Source organism: Streptomyces sp. NPDC058291, from assembly GCF_042880855.1.
Taxonomy (GTDB): domain Bacteria; phylum Actinomycetota; class Actinomycetes; order Streptomycetales; family Streptomycetaceae; genus Streptomyces.
In genome coordinates this window covers 41743-55474 of sequence record NZ_JBHVYK010000017.1, presented here as the reverse complement: position 1 = coordinate 55474, position 13732 = coordinate 41743, and the positions used below count along the sequence as shown (strand labels likewise).

Sequence of the window (13732 nt, the reverse complement as noted above, 5' to 3'; positions counted from 1 at the left end):
GCTTCGCCATTGACAGTCAGCCGAACGGACGTCTAGCTTCGCTTGAAGAAGTCAGCCGACCGTCTGATGAAAGGCGCTGGATCGTGGGGCGAACGCGTACGTATCACTGGGACGACCCCGCGATCTCGGCGGAGGCCGCCGGGGGCATGGCCGGCATCGACTTCCTCCGCGAGGTGCGTGCGGGACGGCTGCCGAGGGCGCCCATCAGTCACACCGTCGACTTCGACCTCGACGAGGTGGAGCCGGGCAGAGCGGTCTTCTCGCTGACGCCGGGGGAGGAGCACTACAACCCGATCGGCAGCATGCACGGCGGCGTCTTCGCCACCCTGCTCGACTCGGCGGCGGGCTGCGCCGTCCAGTCCACCTTGCCGCAGGGCATGGCCTACACCTCGCTCGACCTGACGGTGAAGTTCCTGCGACGGGTCACCGTGGACACGGGCCCGGTGCGCGCCATCGGCACGGTCATCAGCAGGGGCCGCCAAACCGCCCTGGCCCAGGCGCAGTTGGTCGACGCGGAGGGCCGGCTGCTCGCGCACGCCACCAGCAGCTGCATGCTCTTCCCGGTGCCCGCCCCTCAGGCGTGACTCCACCGGCGGTGAGGGCGCCGGCGAGCCCGCGGGTGAGCGTGCGGGCGAGCCGGTGAGGTGTCGGTGCGTTCGCCGCCGCCCTTTGGGATTACGTTCGCAATATCATAGACTGCCGACGTCGGCGAAGGGCAACCGGCCCTCCCGCCGGCGGAGGAGTGTGCGCAGTGGTGCGGTACGGAAAAGAGCACAAGTCGGAGACGAGGCGGCGGATCATCGAGACGGCGGGCCGCCGGTTCAAGCAGGACGGGATCGACGGCTCCGGGGTCTCGACGCTCATGAAGGACGCGGGGCTGACCAACGGGGCCTTCTACGCGCACTTCGAGTCCAAGAACGACCTCGTCGCCACGGCGATCGCCGACCAGTTGACGGCACAGGCCGAACAGGTCGTCGCCCAGGCCGCGCCCGGCCGTGCCGGACTCGAGCAGATCGTGCGGGGATACCTGTCGCCCCAGCACCGCGACAGTCTCGGCGACGGCTGCCCCAACGCCGCTCTGCTCGACGAGATCGGGCGCTGCACCGAGACGACCAGGCAGGCGTACACCGACGGCGTGCTGGTCCTCATCGAGGGCATCGCCGCCCGCATGGCGCCCGACGCCCCGGCCTCCGCACGCGTCGAGGCCCTCGGCCTCCTCGGCATGATGGCGGGGACGCTGCAGCTCTCCCGCGCCTTGACGGACAGCAGACTCTCCGATGAGCTCCTCGACCAGGGGATCGACAACGCCCTCGCGCTGCTGGACGCCGGGCAACGCGTCTGACGTGCCGTACGCCGGCTGCCTCGGGCTGTCGCCTCCGAGGCAACAGTCCGACGGCTGACGGGCTTTCCCCGGCTGGGCCGGCCGACGCCCTGGCGCGGCGAGGTGGCCGCGGGTGCCAGGCAGACCGCGGGGCGGACGCGCCAAGGCTGTCGGCTCCTCTTCACGGGACGGGCCGCACCCCGCCACGGTCAACGCCGTGCCCGGCCCACAGATGGGTGACGAAGCAGTCGATCACCAGGGGACCGGGAGGCGCTCTACCGGCGGACCGCCGAAATCAGTCCACCGGGCTGCTCCTCACGCTGCGGCGGCGTGCCGATCGGGCGGCCGTAGGCGGCGGCGCACTCGCGCAGGGTGCGGCTCCCGGCCTCCCAGCCGTGTCCGGCCAGCCAGCCCACCGGGTCGTCGGGCATCTCCGAGACCCACATGGACGCCGCCGACCCGGGCGCGGCGCCCGCCCCGAAGCGCTCGATCACGCCGCGCGAGCCCAACGTCAGCCCCATCCGACTGCCTGCGGCCGACTGCGCGCTGATCCGCGCCAGCAGCGACTCCACCGCGTCGGCGGGCAGATAGATCAGCAGTCCTTCGGCGATCCACACGGTCGGCGCCGCCGGATCATGCCCTGCGGCGGTCAGCGCCGCCGGCCAGTCCTCCCGCAGATCCACGGCGACGGTGATCCGCTCACAGCGTGCGTCGGCCCGCTCCTGGCGCAGCACCGAAGCCTTGAAGTCCAAGGGCGCGGCGGTGTCGACCTCGAACAGCCGGGTGCCCTGGGGCCAGTCCATCCGGAAAGCCCGGCTGTCCATGCCCGCGCCGAGCAGCACGACCTGCCGGACCCCGGACGCGGAGGCCTGCTGCAACAGGTCGTCGAGGAACTTCGTCCTGATCACGATGGAGAACGACACGGCCAGCCGGCGACGTCGCGCGGCCTCGTCGTCCGGCAGCGGCGGCGAGGAGGGCCAAAGGCCGCCGGCGGTGGCGAAGGCCTGTGCCAGTGGGTCGCGGAACAGCGCGTTCTCCCGCTCGGTCTCCAGCGCCCGCACCCTGGCCACGCCCACCGCCGTGGCCCACACTCCCGACGGCTGCACCCGCTCCTGCTCACCAGTCACCGCGTCAGCGTAAATGACACCCCGCTCACGGCGGCCTCCTTCCGGATCACCAATGCCGGAGGGTCGGCCGACCGGCTGGTGAAGGTCACGACCGCCGAGGCCGGCGCGGGCACCCCCACGTTGAGCCGCCACCTCATGCTCAGCGGCGACACGGCCACCGACAAGACGGTGGCCTCGGTCGTCGCAGCTGCCGGTGACAGTTTGGCCATGTCCCCGGACGGTCTCGACGTGGTACTGCCGGCGAAGGCGAACTGGCGGTCGGGCGACCTCGTCTCCTTCACCCTGTATGTCGAGCGCTGCGGCGCGGTGCAGACCTCGCGGTGGTGGTCCGGCCGGGTCAGGACGGCATATGACCCCCCATCCGGATTCGTCGGTCGGCCCGTATGCCGAGTTCCGTCAGAGCGCTGTGTCCTGTATCACTCTCTTCGGGATGAGTGGCAGGCCCGGGTTCTGTGCGTACCCACGGGTGACGAGCGGAGCTCGGATGCGAGGATGAGGCCGTCATGACTGCTGGGTGGGGTGCGCGCACGGTACGGGCCGCGATGTTCGCGGCCGTCTGTGCGCTGTTCGCCGCCCTCGGGCACGTCATGATGTCCGGTTCCACCGTGCCGTGGTGGACGATGGCCGCCGGGTTCGCCGCGACCGGCGGCGTCGGCTGGGCTCTGGCGGACCGTGAACGCGGCGTCCCGCTGGTGGTGTCGGTCGTGGTCGTCGCCCAGGGCGCGCTCCACTCAGCCTTCTCGCTGGTCCAGTCGGCGCCCTCGGGATTTGGCACGGGCTCCGCGGCGCCCGGCACGAGCGGCATGTCCATGGACGCGATGGACATGGGCGCCATGGGTTCCATGAGGTCCATGGCGCCCATGGGTTCGACGGACATGGGGCACTCGGCGCACGCCGAGCATCTCGGCCACATGGCGCACGGCACGGGCGGCACGTCGTCGCTCGGCATGCTCGTCGCCCACGCCCTGGCCGCGCTGCTGACCGGTCTGTGGCTGGCCTACGGCGAGCGGGCCGCGTTCCGTCTGCTACGGGTCGTCGCCGGGTGGCTGGCGGCCCCGCTGCGGCTCCCTCCCGCCGCGACTCCCGTCCCGCCGTGCCGGCCCGGTCTGCGGCCGACGCGCGAGCGTTCGCAGCGGGTGCCGCGGCTGGCGCTGACGCACACGATCATCTCTCGGGGGCCTCCGGCCGGGACCGCTGTCGTCTGAGACAGCCGGTTTCCCGAGGTCTTCCCCATGCGAGCCGCATCAGCGGCTGCAGGGCTTCGGGCACGGGGCGTGCACACCGCACGACCCCTCCCACTCCTGTCCTGGGACCTTCCGGCGACGGCGCGCCCCGCGCCGCGCGCCGCGCGCCCGCCGTGCCACGTCGCGCACACGCGCGCGCCGTCGCGCCGGAGCGGTCCCGGGTTCCCCGAGAAGGACATCAGGTGATCACTCCTGTCCTCCCCGCGTCGCGCGAGCAACGTGCCGCGGACCACGCTGTGACCGACCGGTCCCACGCGCCCGCGGCGCCTGAAGACCCGGCCACCGCCTGGGCCCTCGCCGCCCGCACCGGCGACCCCGACGCCGTCGACCGCTTCGTTCGGGCCCTGCATTCCGACGTCGTCCGCTATGTCACGTACCTGTCCGCCGACCGTCAGCTGGCCGACGACCTCGCCCAGGACACGTTCCTGCGCGCGCTGGGCAGCCTGCACCGCTTCGAGGGGCGCTCGTCGGCGCGCACCTGGCTGCTGTCGATCGCGCGCCGCACGGTCGTCGACAGCCTGCGGTACGCGTCCGCCCGGCCGCGGTCGGCCGAGGTGGACGACTGGACGATCTGGGCCGAGCGGGCACAGCCCAAGGGCCTGCCCGGATTCGACGACGGCGTGGCCCTGCTCGACCTGCTGGACGGCCTGCCCGCCGAGCGCCGAGAGGCGTTCGTCCTCACCCAGTTGGCGGGACTGCCGTACGAGGAGGCCGCCGAGGCCGGCGGCTGCCCGGTCGGGACGATCCGCTCGCGGGTGTCGCGGGCTCGGGCGGCCCTCGTCGCGCTGCTCGCCGAAGCGGAGGAACCCGGTCTCCCGGCTGCCGTGGCCGCATGACGCCAGGGGGCGCCGGCCGGTGTCGGCGCCCCCTGGCCGGACCCCGTACGGAGCCGGCCGGCCACCGAGGCTCACTGCGCGGCCCTCGGCCACCGTCGCCCGGACGACGACCTTCCCGCTCTGCGGGACGACGACCTTCCCGCTCTGCCGGAACCACAGGACGTAGGGCTCCTCCTGTCCGCCCTTGAGCGCAGGAGGGCCCAGGACCGCGACCCCGCCCGGCGCCGTGCGCACCGTGCCGCCCGCCGGAACGTCCACGGCCCCCGCGCGCGCGGTCCGTGCGTCGGGCCCCAGCGGCATCCCGCCGCCGGCCGGACCCGGCGCTGATGACGCCGAGTTCCCGGCCGGGCGGAACCGGCCGCGCTCAGTACTGCTCGGTCTCCACGAAGCCCGCGTCCGCGTCGTCGTCGGCGCCGAACGCGTCCGCGGCGGTCGGGTCGAATCCGGGCGGGCTGTCCTTGAGGCCCAGGCCCAGACCGGCCAGCTTCGCCTTGACCTCGTCGATCGACTTCGCGCCGAAGTTGCGGATGTCGAGCAGGTCGGCCTCGGAACGGGCCACGAGCTCACCCACGGAGTGGACGCCCTCGCGCTTGAGGCAGTTGTACGACCGGACGGTGAGGTCCAGGTCCTCGATCGGCAGCACCAGGTCGGCGGCCAGGGCGGCGTCCGTCGGGGACGGACCCATGTCGATGCCCTCGGCGTCGATGTTCAGCTCGCGGGCGAGACCGAACAGCTCCACCAGCGTCTTGCCCGCGGAGGCCATGGCGTCGCGGGGACGCATCGCCTGCTTGGTCTCGACGTCGACGATCAGCTTGTCGAAGTCGGTGCGCTGCTCGACACGCGTGGCCTCGACCTTGTACGTGACCTTCAGCACCGGCGAGTAGATGGAGTCGACCGGAATACGGCCGATCTCCTGGCCCAGCTGCTTGTTCTGCACGGCCGAGACGTAGCCGCGACCGCGCTCGACGGTCAGCTCCATCTCCAGCTTGCCCTTGCCGTTGAGCGTGGCGAGGACGAGGTCGGGGTTGTGCACCTCGACACCGGCCGGGGGCGCGATGTCGGCGGCGGTGACGAGACCCGGGCCCTGCTTGCGCAGGTACATCACGACGGGCTCGTCCTGCTCGCTGCTCACGACCAGTTGCTTGATGTTGAGGATCAGGTCGGTGACGTCCTCCTTGACGCCCGGCACGGTGGTGAACTCGTGCAGGACGCCGTCGATGCGGACGGACGTGACCGCCGCACCCGGGATCGAGGACAGGAGCGTACGGCGCAGGGAGTTGCCGAGGGTGTAGCCGAAGCCCGGCTCCAGCGGCTCGATCACGAACCGGGACCGGAACTCGTCGACGACCTCTTCGGTCAGGGACGGACGCTGAGCAATCAGCACGGGGTGTTGCCTCCAGTGGTTTGGCGCCCGCTATGTGACGCCGTAGACACCAAGAAGGGTACGTGCCCTACCGGCGTTACGGCCGCCGGAGAGGCCGAACCGCCCGACTTCACACCCGGGAGGCCCCTCTCTGCCCGCCCTTCTGCCCGCCCCGCCCGCGCCCGTCGCCCCTTTGCCTCTTTGCCTCTGCTTGGCGGACAGTCCTGGGCGGGATCCGGCCGCCATGGGCAAGAGAGCGGGGGAGGAGCCGCTCGTCCGCGAAAACGTTCACCGTTGCTGCTGCGACGCCTGCTCCGGCCGAGCCGGCCGAACCGAGCCGGCCGGCCGAGCCAACCGGCCGAGCTGGTCGGCCGGTTCCGGGATCGTGCCTCGGGTGCCGGCCCCGTGGCGGCGTCGGGCGCGTTCTCAGCGGATCCGCCGACGAAGACCGCTCGGCGATCAGGCGGGGGCGATCTCGGCGATCAGGCCTTCGACCAGGGTCCTGATCTCGTCGCGGATGGGACGCACGGCCGCCACGCCCTGTCCGGCGGGGTCTTCGAGCTTCCAGTCCAGGTAACGCTTTCCGGGGAAGACGGGGCAGGTGTCGCCGCAGCCCATGGTGATGCAGACGTCCGACGCGCGGACCGCGTCGGTGGTGAGGACCTTGGGCGTCTCGGCGGAGATGTCGATGCCGACCTCGGCCATGGCCTCGACGGCGGCCGGATTGACCCGGTCGCCCGGGTCGGAGCCGGCGGAGCGGACCTCGACGCGGTCTCCGGCGAGATGGGTCAGCCAGGCGGCGGCCATCTGGGAGCGGCCCGCGTTGTGGACGCAGACGAACAGGACGGACGGCTTGTCGGCCAAGTCGGACGGCTTGTCGGCCACGGTGATCGTTCTCTCTCGTCGTAGGGGGAACCCGGCCCCGCAGACTTCCGTCTGCGCTGATATCAGCGAAAAGTGATGTGACAGTATCAGTGGATGCTGACTTCAGTCGATCCTGATGTGATCCGGGCGTTGGGCGATCCGCTCCGTCTGAGGATCGTGACGCTGCTGGCGAGCGAAACGCTCTGCGCGACGCACCTGGTGGAGGAGACCGGATCCAAGCAGGCCAACCTGTCCAACCATATGAAGGTGCTGCGCGAGGCCGGGATCGTGGAGACCGAGCCGTGCGGCCGCTTCACGTACTACAAGCTCAAGCCCGAGGTTCTGGCCGGTCTCTCCGAGCAGTTCGCCGCTCTCGCCGCCTCCGCCCGTGCCGCCGCCGAGAACAAGCGCGCCTGTCCGTGACGTCCACCGAGCCCACCGCCGCCCCGGCCCGGAGCGCCGACGCGGCCCGCGACGGTTCCCCGCCGCTGACCGGAGGGCGACACGGCGCCACCGCTCCGGCGTTCAGGACCGACCTGGCGTCCAGGGCCGGCGGCACCGGCAGTGCCGCTCGTTCTTATTTTGACATACGTCTATGTTGACACTCGTCGATGCAAGTGCCAAGGTCGGGACATAGGCATCGACGGTGATCGAAACAGCGATCCGGGTCGGGCCGCTCAACCAGGAGGACGATCTGCCATGACCACCACTTCGGACCTGCCGGTCGTCGTCATCGGCGCCGGCCCGGCAGGACTCGCGGCCGCCGCCCACCTGGTCGAGCGCGGCATCGAACCCGTGGTCCTGGAAGCCGGACCGACCGCGGCCTCCGCGGTGCGCGAGTGGTCCCACGTCCGGCTGTTCTCCACCTGGGGCGAGCTGACCGACGCGGCCGCGGAGAAGCTCCTCGCCCCCGCCGGCTGGACCAAGCCCGACCCGGCGACCTACCCCTCCGGCGGGGACTGGGCCGATCTCTACCTGCAGCCCCTCGCGGACGTCCTCGGCGCGCGCGTTCGCGTGGGCGCCACCGTCACCGGCGTCTCCCGCAGCGGACGCGACCGAGTCGTCGACGCCGACCGCGAAGCCCAGCCCTTCGTCGTCCACTTCACGGCCGCCGACGGCGAAGAACGCCTCCTCGCGCATGCCGTCATCGATGCCTCCGGCACCTGGACCACTCCCGGCCCGGCCGGCGCCGGCGGCCTCGCCGCCCTCGGCGAGAAAGCGGCGGCCGACCGCGTCACCTACCGCGTCCCCGACCTCAAGGACCCGGCCGTACGCGCCCGTTACGCGGGCAAGCGCACTGCCGTCATCGGCTCCGGCGCCTCCGCTTTCACCGCGCTCGCCATACTCGCCGACGTCGCCCGCGACGAGCCGGGCACGCACGCGGTGTGGATCCTGCGCCGGGGCATCTCCGGCTCCACCTTCGGCGGCGGTGAGGCCGACCAGCTGCCCGCCCGCGGCGCCCTCGGACTCGCGGCCAAGGCCGCCGTCGACGACGGCTACGCCGACGCGGTCACCGGATTCCGCACCGAAGCCATCCAACGGACGGACGACGGCCGAGTCGTCCTGACCGGTGAGGACGGCCGCCGCGTCGACCCGGTCGACGAGGTCATCGTCCTCACCGGATTCCGCCCCGACCTGTCCTTCCTGTCCGAGCTCCGACTGGGCCTGGACGAACGACTCCAGGCGCCCGTCCAGCTGGCTCCGCTGATCGACCCCAACCAGCACTCGTGCGGAACCGTCCACCCGCACGGCCACCGCGAACTGTCCCACCCCGAACCCGGCGTCTACCTGGTCGGCATGAAGTCCTACGGCCGCGCCCCCACCTTCCTCGCCATGACGGGCTACGAGCAGGTCCGCTCCGTCACCGCCGCCATCGCCGGCGATCTCGAGTCCGCCGACCGCGTCGAACTCACCCTCCCGGAGACCGGAGTGTGCGGCGGCGCCGGCCTCGTCGACGACCCGGCCGCCGGGCAGGCGGACGGCGGCGGCTGCTGCGCCCCCGCTCAGTCGTCCGTGCTCGTTCGGATCGGCGGCGACGCGCCCGCCGCCACAGCGGCCGGGGAGGCGTCGGCGGGCGGCTGCTGCGGCTCGTGACCGACCTCGGAACCCCCGGGGGCGGGGCAGCGACCGGAACGGGGGACCGGTCGCGGCCCCTCGCGTCGCCTCCGGGACCGGCCCGCGTCGCCTGAGGTGTGCCACGGGGATCATGACAGGGCCTCCCGCCCAGGCAAGGCAGGCGATGGCTGTGCGCCGCTCGGTCAGCCGTGAGCCAGTTGCTGTTCGGACCGGGGCGTGCATGCCGGTCCCGGCGCCACAGGGTCGGCATGCACGCCCCCGACGGTGGCAGCCCGTCCGGGTCCGTTGCCGGCCGGTGGCGGGTCAGTCAGGGGCGGCCGTCGGTCAGGAGGCCCACCCCGCCCAGGACGGTCAGGTCCGTGCGGAGCGGCGGGGCCGACAGCAGGGCGAGGACGTCGGCGGGGGTCGGGCCGTCGGCGGGAGGCGGAGCGGCGAGGGCGGCCTGTGCGCTGGCGTCGTCCCTCCAGACCTCGGTGACGTGGACCGTGTCCGGGTCGGTTCCGTCCTGGCTGATCAGGTAGATCTCACAGCCCGGGAAGCCGCGCAGCCTCTCCGCGACCTCGAGCAGGAGTGCGGCGAGCGCGCCTCCGCTGCCCGGGTGTGCGGTCATGACCATCAGTCGGCCGATCACGCTCAGACCAGGGTGGAGATGCAGAACGGGTGGCCGGCCGGGTCCAGCAGGACCCTCCACCGGTCGGGCTGCGGCTGAGCGGGGGGTTCGACGGCGCCCAGGGCGAGCAGCCGGGCCTGGGCGGCGTCCAGGTCGTCGACGCCCAGTTCGATGTGGGCCCTCTTCTCACGGGAGGGGTCCGGCCAGGTGGGACGCTGGTAGCCGGCCAGCCGGGAGAAGCCCAGGCCGGGCGCGCCTTCCTGGCCGAGCATGACGAAGTCGTCGCTGGTGTGGACGACGGGCAGCCCGAGGGCGTCGCCGTAGAAGCGGGCCAGCTCGGCCGGCTCCGGGCAGTCGAACGTGACGGCCGAGTAGCGAATCGCGGGCGCGGATGGGGTTCCGGTGCTCATGGGGAAGACGCTATGACGGGACCAGGACAGATTCGGTCCTGGTCATGAGGGAGACTGCGGTGTGTGATCAGCACCTCCGCCCGCCTGCTGCGACTGGTCTCGCTGCTGTCCGCGCGCCCGTTGTGGACCTGCGCCGAGCTGGCCGGGCAGATGGAGGTCACCGAGCGCACCGTCCGCCGGGACGTCTCCCGGCTGCGGGAACTCGGTTACGGCGTGGAGTCGGAGCCCGGGCCATGGGGCGGCTACCGCCTCAGAGGCGGTACGCGGGTTCTGCCACTGATCCTCGACGACGAGGAGGCACTCGCCGTGGCCGTCGCACTGCGCGAGGCCGCCCTCAGCGGCGTCCTCGGCAGCGACCAGGCCGCGCTGTCGGCGCTGTTGAAGCTACGCCAGGCCCTGCCCCCGCGGATCGCGGACCGACTGGGCGAGATGAATGCCGCGTTCGTGCACACACCCAGGCCCGACGAGCCGCAGATCGCCCCCCGCATGCTGCTGGAACTGGCCATGGCATGCCGCCGCAGTGAGCGCGTCCGCCTGTCGTACAGCGACCGGGCAGGGAAGGACACCGTCAGAGACGTCGACCCGTACCGCCTCGTGCACACCGGGCGCCGCTGGTACTTCGTCGCCCGGGACGTGGCGCGCGGCGAATGGCGGACGTTCAGGGCCGACCGGGTGACGCAGGCGCGACCGACCGGACACATGGTGGAACTCCTCGACCCGCCCGACCCGGCGCTGCTCGTCTCCCGAGGCATCGCCACCGGCGCCTACCCGCTCTACGTGACGATCCGTCTCCCGCTGCCCATGGAGCAGGCGGTGCGGATCATCCCGCCGACCGTCGGCGCGCACCACCCGGACGGTCCCGACGCCACCGTCGTCGAGATCGGCGGCCCCGATGCGGACGGGCTCGCCAGATACCTCCTCAGCCTGGGCGCCCCGCTACGGGTGCTGTCCCCGGACGACGTACGGCAGGCGCTGCTGCGCCGCACCCGCGAACTGTTCGAGGACAACGGGGGCGGTCAGCCGCTGTAAGGGTCGGGTCGGCACGAGCGCCGAACCTCGACCGGCTGCGCGGGATCCGCCTCCCGCCTCCCGCCTCGCGGTGACGGGTGCGGGAGAACACCGGTGAACCGCAAACCGCGTGTCCGGCCCTGACGGCACCGCCCCCCGTACGCCTTGGACTGTGCGCCAAGCAGATGTGGACTGTCCGCCAATGACGGGCGAAGAACCGCCGTACATCCTTGTGATCGCCGCAGTGATCCTGGGACTTGTTCCACATGGGACAGGCCCCTGATCGCAAGATCGCCGCGGTCATCTCAGCCAACCGCACCGACCTTCCGGGGGAACCACGCGATGAGAACGAGACGTTGTGACTGGCCGAGCTCGACCAGGACCGTGTCCACCGGTGTCGACACCAGGGTCACCTGAATGCGAGAGGTCGGCCTCCCGTGCCCGGTATTCCGGGAAACGACCGCAATCCGACACGAACCACAGCGGCGGCGAGGCAATGGTCCGCACTCGTCATGGGAGGCGGGCTCGCCGCGCTCGCCTTCGGCTCCCAGGGCGCCCCCTTCGCAGCGCCCAGGAGGCCCACCGCCCGGCCTGTCAAGGCGACTTCGGCAACGCTGTGATGGCCTGCTGCGATCACGGCTACGGCGGCCACTGCAAGGCCACCGTCAACTGCACGCGCTTGGACGGAGGGCGGCACGGACATCGTCGACGGTGTCGCCTGGCGTACCAGCGGCTGGTCGAAGGTCCACTGCCCGGCGCTGACGAGGTTCTCTTCGGCCGGGATCGTCACCAAGGCCTCGAAGGGAGGTCGTCCAGGACGCGGGGGCCGCTCAGTAAATGGGGCAGAGCGTCCGCGGCGTCCTGGCCGCGCCTTGCCAGAGCCGCCGCTGCGTCAGCAGGGGCGGCTCGGCCGTGCGCCTGTCGTCTGCGGCTGAGCCCGGTCGGACTCGGCGGAGCGTCACACCCAGGCGTGCCACGGCTTCGCCGACGGGCCGCAGCTCTACGTGTTCATGCCGTGGGACAGGTTCGAGCAGGCGATCGGGCCCGCGGGCGGGCCGGGTCCCGGTCAGATCTGGCGGGCGCGGGCGAGGGTGTCGAAGACCCACTGACGAAACACGAGCCGCGGGAAGAGGCGGCCCACTACGTCGAAGGTGAGCGAGAAGGACGGGCTCATCTTCACATCCCGGTGCACCGTGCGGACGCTGACGAAGGTGTCGGGAAGATGCCAACCCGATCCGATGGGTCCGATGCGATTGATCCGCGCGTGGATACGGTCCCCGAAGACCAGAGCCGCACAGCCGTGTTCCCGTGCCTTCGCCACCGGGACGCTGCCGGCCCAGCGGCTGAACTCGTCGAGATACCCGTGCTCGGACAGCTCGCGCAACGTGATCTTCTCCATCCGCACGTCCTCCGGGCCGTCGAGGAACACCATCAGTTGCGGCACCCCCTTGCGGCGCCGCCAATGGACGGGGAGGTCCCGGACGACGCAGTCCAGCACGCGCAGGACGTCCGCGCGCGCCGCGGGATCCAGCGACCGAAGTTCTCTCAGCATGTACGCGCCAGTTTCGCTCACCCCGTAAGCATCCACGAGACCAGCCACCGGCTCCAGGGCTTCGGCGTGGTCGAAACGCTGCGGGGACGAGTCGGCCCGAGGCCAGCCACCGGCTCCAGGGCTTCGGCGTGGTCGAAACGCTGCGGGGACGAGTCGGCCCGAGGCCGGCGGCCGGTGCCGACGCCTGCGCGGACGAGGCGATGGGCGCGACCTGCGGTTCGCCCCCACAATGCTCGACCACCTCGTCTTCGCGGACGAGGAGGACGCCGACCCCAAGGAGGTGCTCGCCGCCGTCTACGACCGGCTTCGCTCCTCAAGCGTCCACCGCTCGCGGAGTGTGGGCGGCCTTCCCGGCAGCCTCGCGCGCCAGCCACTCCTGGTAGGCCGGGGCCTGCCGGGCCGCCTCCCAGTAGGCTCCCTCCAACTCGTCGAACCCGAGGTCGAGTTCGTCCGCCGTCCGAGCCGCGAGCAGCAGCCGAACCCCTATCGGGTCACCGTGGAGAGGCCGGATGGCCAGGTCGGAGCGGGGCGGGAGCGAGGTCGGCTGGCTGACCGTCACGACCTCGCCGATGGCGGCCAGGAAGTAGGCGGTGAGGTAGTCGCCGTGCAGCAGGTCCGGCTCGATGCCGGCGGCGCGCAGCACCCGGCACACTCCGTCCCACTCGCCGTCGACCGTGGCGTCCACCATCCAGCGGTCCTGTGCGAGGTCCGCGAGACGCACCTCCGGCCGGGACGCTGCGGGATGGTCGGCGGCCATGGTGACGAACTGGGGTTCGCGCTCGACCAGGATCCGCACAGACAGCCCGTTCGGGACGCGCAGCGGGCTGCCCTCGACCTCGTGCACGAACGCCAGGTCGAGCCTGCCCTCGGCCACCTGCCGCAGTAGGGCGTTCGCCGACACGTCCATCTGCAGGCTGGGCTCGACCGTGGGCACGCGGGCGCGCAGCCGCCTGAGCCAGCCCGGGACCGCCCGGCTGGCCGTGGCGCCGACGCGCAGCCGGGGACCGCCCGCCGCGCGGGCGGCCGCCGACCGGGTCTCGATCACGATGGCGGAGAGTTCGGCGACGAGCGGCCTGGCGCGGCTCACCACGGCGTGTCCGAGGGGCGTGGGGCGGCTGCCCGTACAGTCGCGGGCGAAGAGCCGGCCGCCGAGCAACTGCTCGATGCGGCGCAGCTGGGTGCTCAACGAGGGCTGGGTCATGCCCAGTTCACGGGCAGCCTTGTGCAGACTGCCGGCGTCGGCGATGGCGCACAGCACGCGTAAGTGCCTCACCTCGAGCTCCATGCGCGGAGCGTAAAGGCTGGGCCTGGTGAGGCACCA

At 72.1% G+C, this 13732-nt stretch carries 15 protein-coding genes; 8 read left to right on the top strand and 7 right to left on the bottom strand.

Annotation, left to right across the window (positions count from 1 at the left end; all coding sequences use genetic code 11):
- The first annotated feature begins 83 nt into the window (after window positions 1-83).
- Window positions 84-584 (top strand): PaaI family thioesterase, encoded by a 501-nt coding sequence (locus ACFVYK_RS11595; RefSeq protein ID WP_389771725.1) that lies wholly within the window; start codon window positions 84-86, stop codon window positions 582-584.
- 167 nt (window positions 585-751) lie between these two features.
- Complete coding sequence (locus ACFVYK_RS11590; RefSeq protein WP_389771724.1) at window positions 752-1342, top strand: TetR/AcrR family transcriptional regulator; 591 nt, start codon at window positions 752-754, stop codon at window positions 1340-1342.
- Window positions 1343-1596: 254 nt separating this feature from the next.
- Here ACFVYK_RS11590 and ACFVYK_RS11585 read toward each other — a convergent pair whose 3' ends face one another.
- Window positions 1597-2448 carry a class I SAM-dependent methyltransferase gene (locus ACFVYK_RS11585; protein WP_389771721.1) on the bottom strand — a complete coding sequence of 284 codons (852 nt, stop codon included), beginning with the start codon at window positions 2446-2448 and terminating at the stop codon, window positions 1597-1599.
- Here ACFVYK_RS11585 and ACFVYK_RS11580 point away from each other — a divergent pair.
- From ACFVYK_RS11580 to ACFVYK_RS11570, 3 genes are all read left to right on the top strand, one after another.
- Window positions 2422-2955 (top strand): copper chaperone PCu(A)C, encoded by a 534-nt coding sequence (locus ACFVYK_RS11580; protein WP_389771857.1) that lies wholly within the window; start codon window positions 2422-2424, stop codon window positions 2953-2955. The genes ACFVYK_RS11585 and ACFVYK_RS11580 overlap by 27 nt on opposite strands.
- Window positions 2952-3653 carry a hypothetical protein gene (locus ACFVYK_RS11575; RefSeq protein WP_389771719.1) on the top strand — a complete coding sequence of 234 codons (702 nt, stop codon included), beginning with the start codon at window positions 2952-2954 and terminating at the stop codon, window positions 3651-3653. Before ACFVYK_RS11580 ends, ACFVYK_RS11575 begins: the two co-directional genes overlap by 4 nt.
- A gap of 221 nt (window positions 3654-3874) precedes the next feature.
- Entirely contained in the window at window positions 3875-4528 is a 654-nt protein-coding gene (locus ACFVYK_RS11570) for a sigma-70 family RNA polymerase sigma factor (RefSeq protein ID WP_389771716.1), read from the top strand.
- A gap of 364 nt (window positions 4529-4892) precedes the next feature.
- Here the strand turns inward: ACFVYK_RS11570 and ACFVYK_RS11565 are convergent, their stop codons facing one another.
- Together ACFVYK_RS11565 and ACFVYK_RS11560 are read right to left on the bottom strand one after the other, a co-directional pair.
- Complete coding sequence (locus ACFVYK_RS11565; RefSeq protein WP_389771714.1) at window positions 4893-5912, bottom strand: DNA-directed RNA polymerase subunit alpha; 1020 nt, start codon at window positions 5910-5912, stop codon at window positions 4893-4895.
- A gap of 438 nt (window positions 5913-6350) precedes the next feature.
- Window positions 6351-6755 carry an arsenate reductase ArsC gene (locus tag ACFVYK_RS11560; protein WP_389771854.1) on the bottom strand — a complete coding sequence of 135 codons (405 nt, stop codon included), beginning with the start codon at window positions 6753-6755 and terminating at the stop codon, window positions 6351-6353.
- A 114-nt stretch (window positions 6756-6869) separates the two neighbouring features.
- On the opposite strand from ACFVYK_RS11560, the gene ACFVYK_RS11555 reads away from it, so the two are divergent.
- Window positions 6870-7178, top strand: a complete 309-nt coding sequence (locus ACFVYK_RS11555; protein ID WP_389771711.1) for an ArsR/SmtB family transcription factor — start codon at window positions 6870-6872, stop codon at window positions 7176-7178.
- A gap of 276 nt (window positions 7179-7454) precedes the next feature.
- On the top strand, window positions 7455-8849 hold the full coding sequence (locus ACFVYK_RS11550; RefSeq protein WP_389771708.1) for an NAD(P)-binding domain-containing protein: 1395 nt from the start codon (window positions 7455-7457) through the stop codon (window positions 8847-8849).
- Between the two features lie 289 nt (window positions 8850-9138).
- Here the strand turns inward: ACFVYK_RS11550 and ACFVYK_RS11545 are convergent, their stop codons facing one another.
- Together ACFVYK_RS11545 and ACFVYK_RS11540 are read right to left on the bottom strand one after the other, a co-directional pair.
- Window positions 9139-9441 carry a putative quinol monooxygenase gene (locus tag ACFVYK_RS11545; RefSeq protein WP_389771705.1) on the bottom strand — a complete coding sequence of 101 codons (303 nt, stop codon included), beginning with the start codon at window positions 9439-9441 and terminating at the stop codon, window positions 9139-9141.
- A 23-nt stretch (window positions 9442-9464) separates the two neighbouring features.
- The gene (locus ACFVYK_RS11540; protein WP_389771702.1) at window positions 9465-9851 is read right to left on the bottom strand and encodes a VOC family protein; all 387 of its coding nucleotides are present in this window, start codon (window positions 9849-9851) and stop codon (window positions 9465-9467) included.
- A gap of 63 nt (window positions 9852-9914) precedes the next feature.
- Between ACFVYK_RS11540 and ACFVYK_RS11535 the strand changes: the two genes are divergently transcribed.
- The gene (locus tag ACFVYK_RS11535) at window positions 9915-10880 is read left to right on the top strand and encodes a helix-turn-helix transcriptional regulator (RefSeq protein ID WP_389771699.1); all 966 of its coding nucleotides are present in this window, start codon (window positions 9915-9917) and stop codon (window positions 10878-10880) included.
- A gap of 1045 nt (window positions 10881-11925) precedes the next feature.
- On the opposite strand, the gene ACFVYK_RS11530 is transcribed toward ACFVYK_RS11535, so the two are convergent.
- Together ACFVYK_RS11530 and ACFVYK_RS11525 are read right to left on the bottom strand one after the other, a co-directional pair.
- On the bottom strand, window positions 11926-12432 hold the full coding sequence (locus ACFVYK_RS11530; protein WP_389771696.1) for a hypothetical protein: 507 nt from the start codon (window positions 12430-12432) through the stop codon (window positions 11926-11928).
- Window positions 12433-12724: 292 nt separating this feature from the next.
- On the bottom strand, window positions 12725-13696 hold the full coding sequence (locus tag ACFVYK_RS11525; protein WP_389771694.1) for a LysR family transcriptional regulator: 972 nt from the start codon (window positions 13694-13696) through the stop codon (window positions 12725-12727).
- Window positions 13697-13732: the final 36 nt, after the last annotated feature.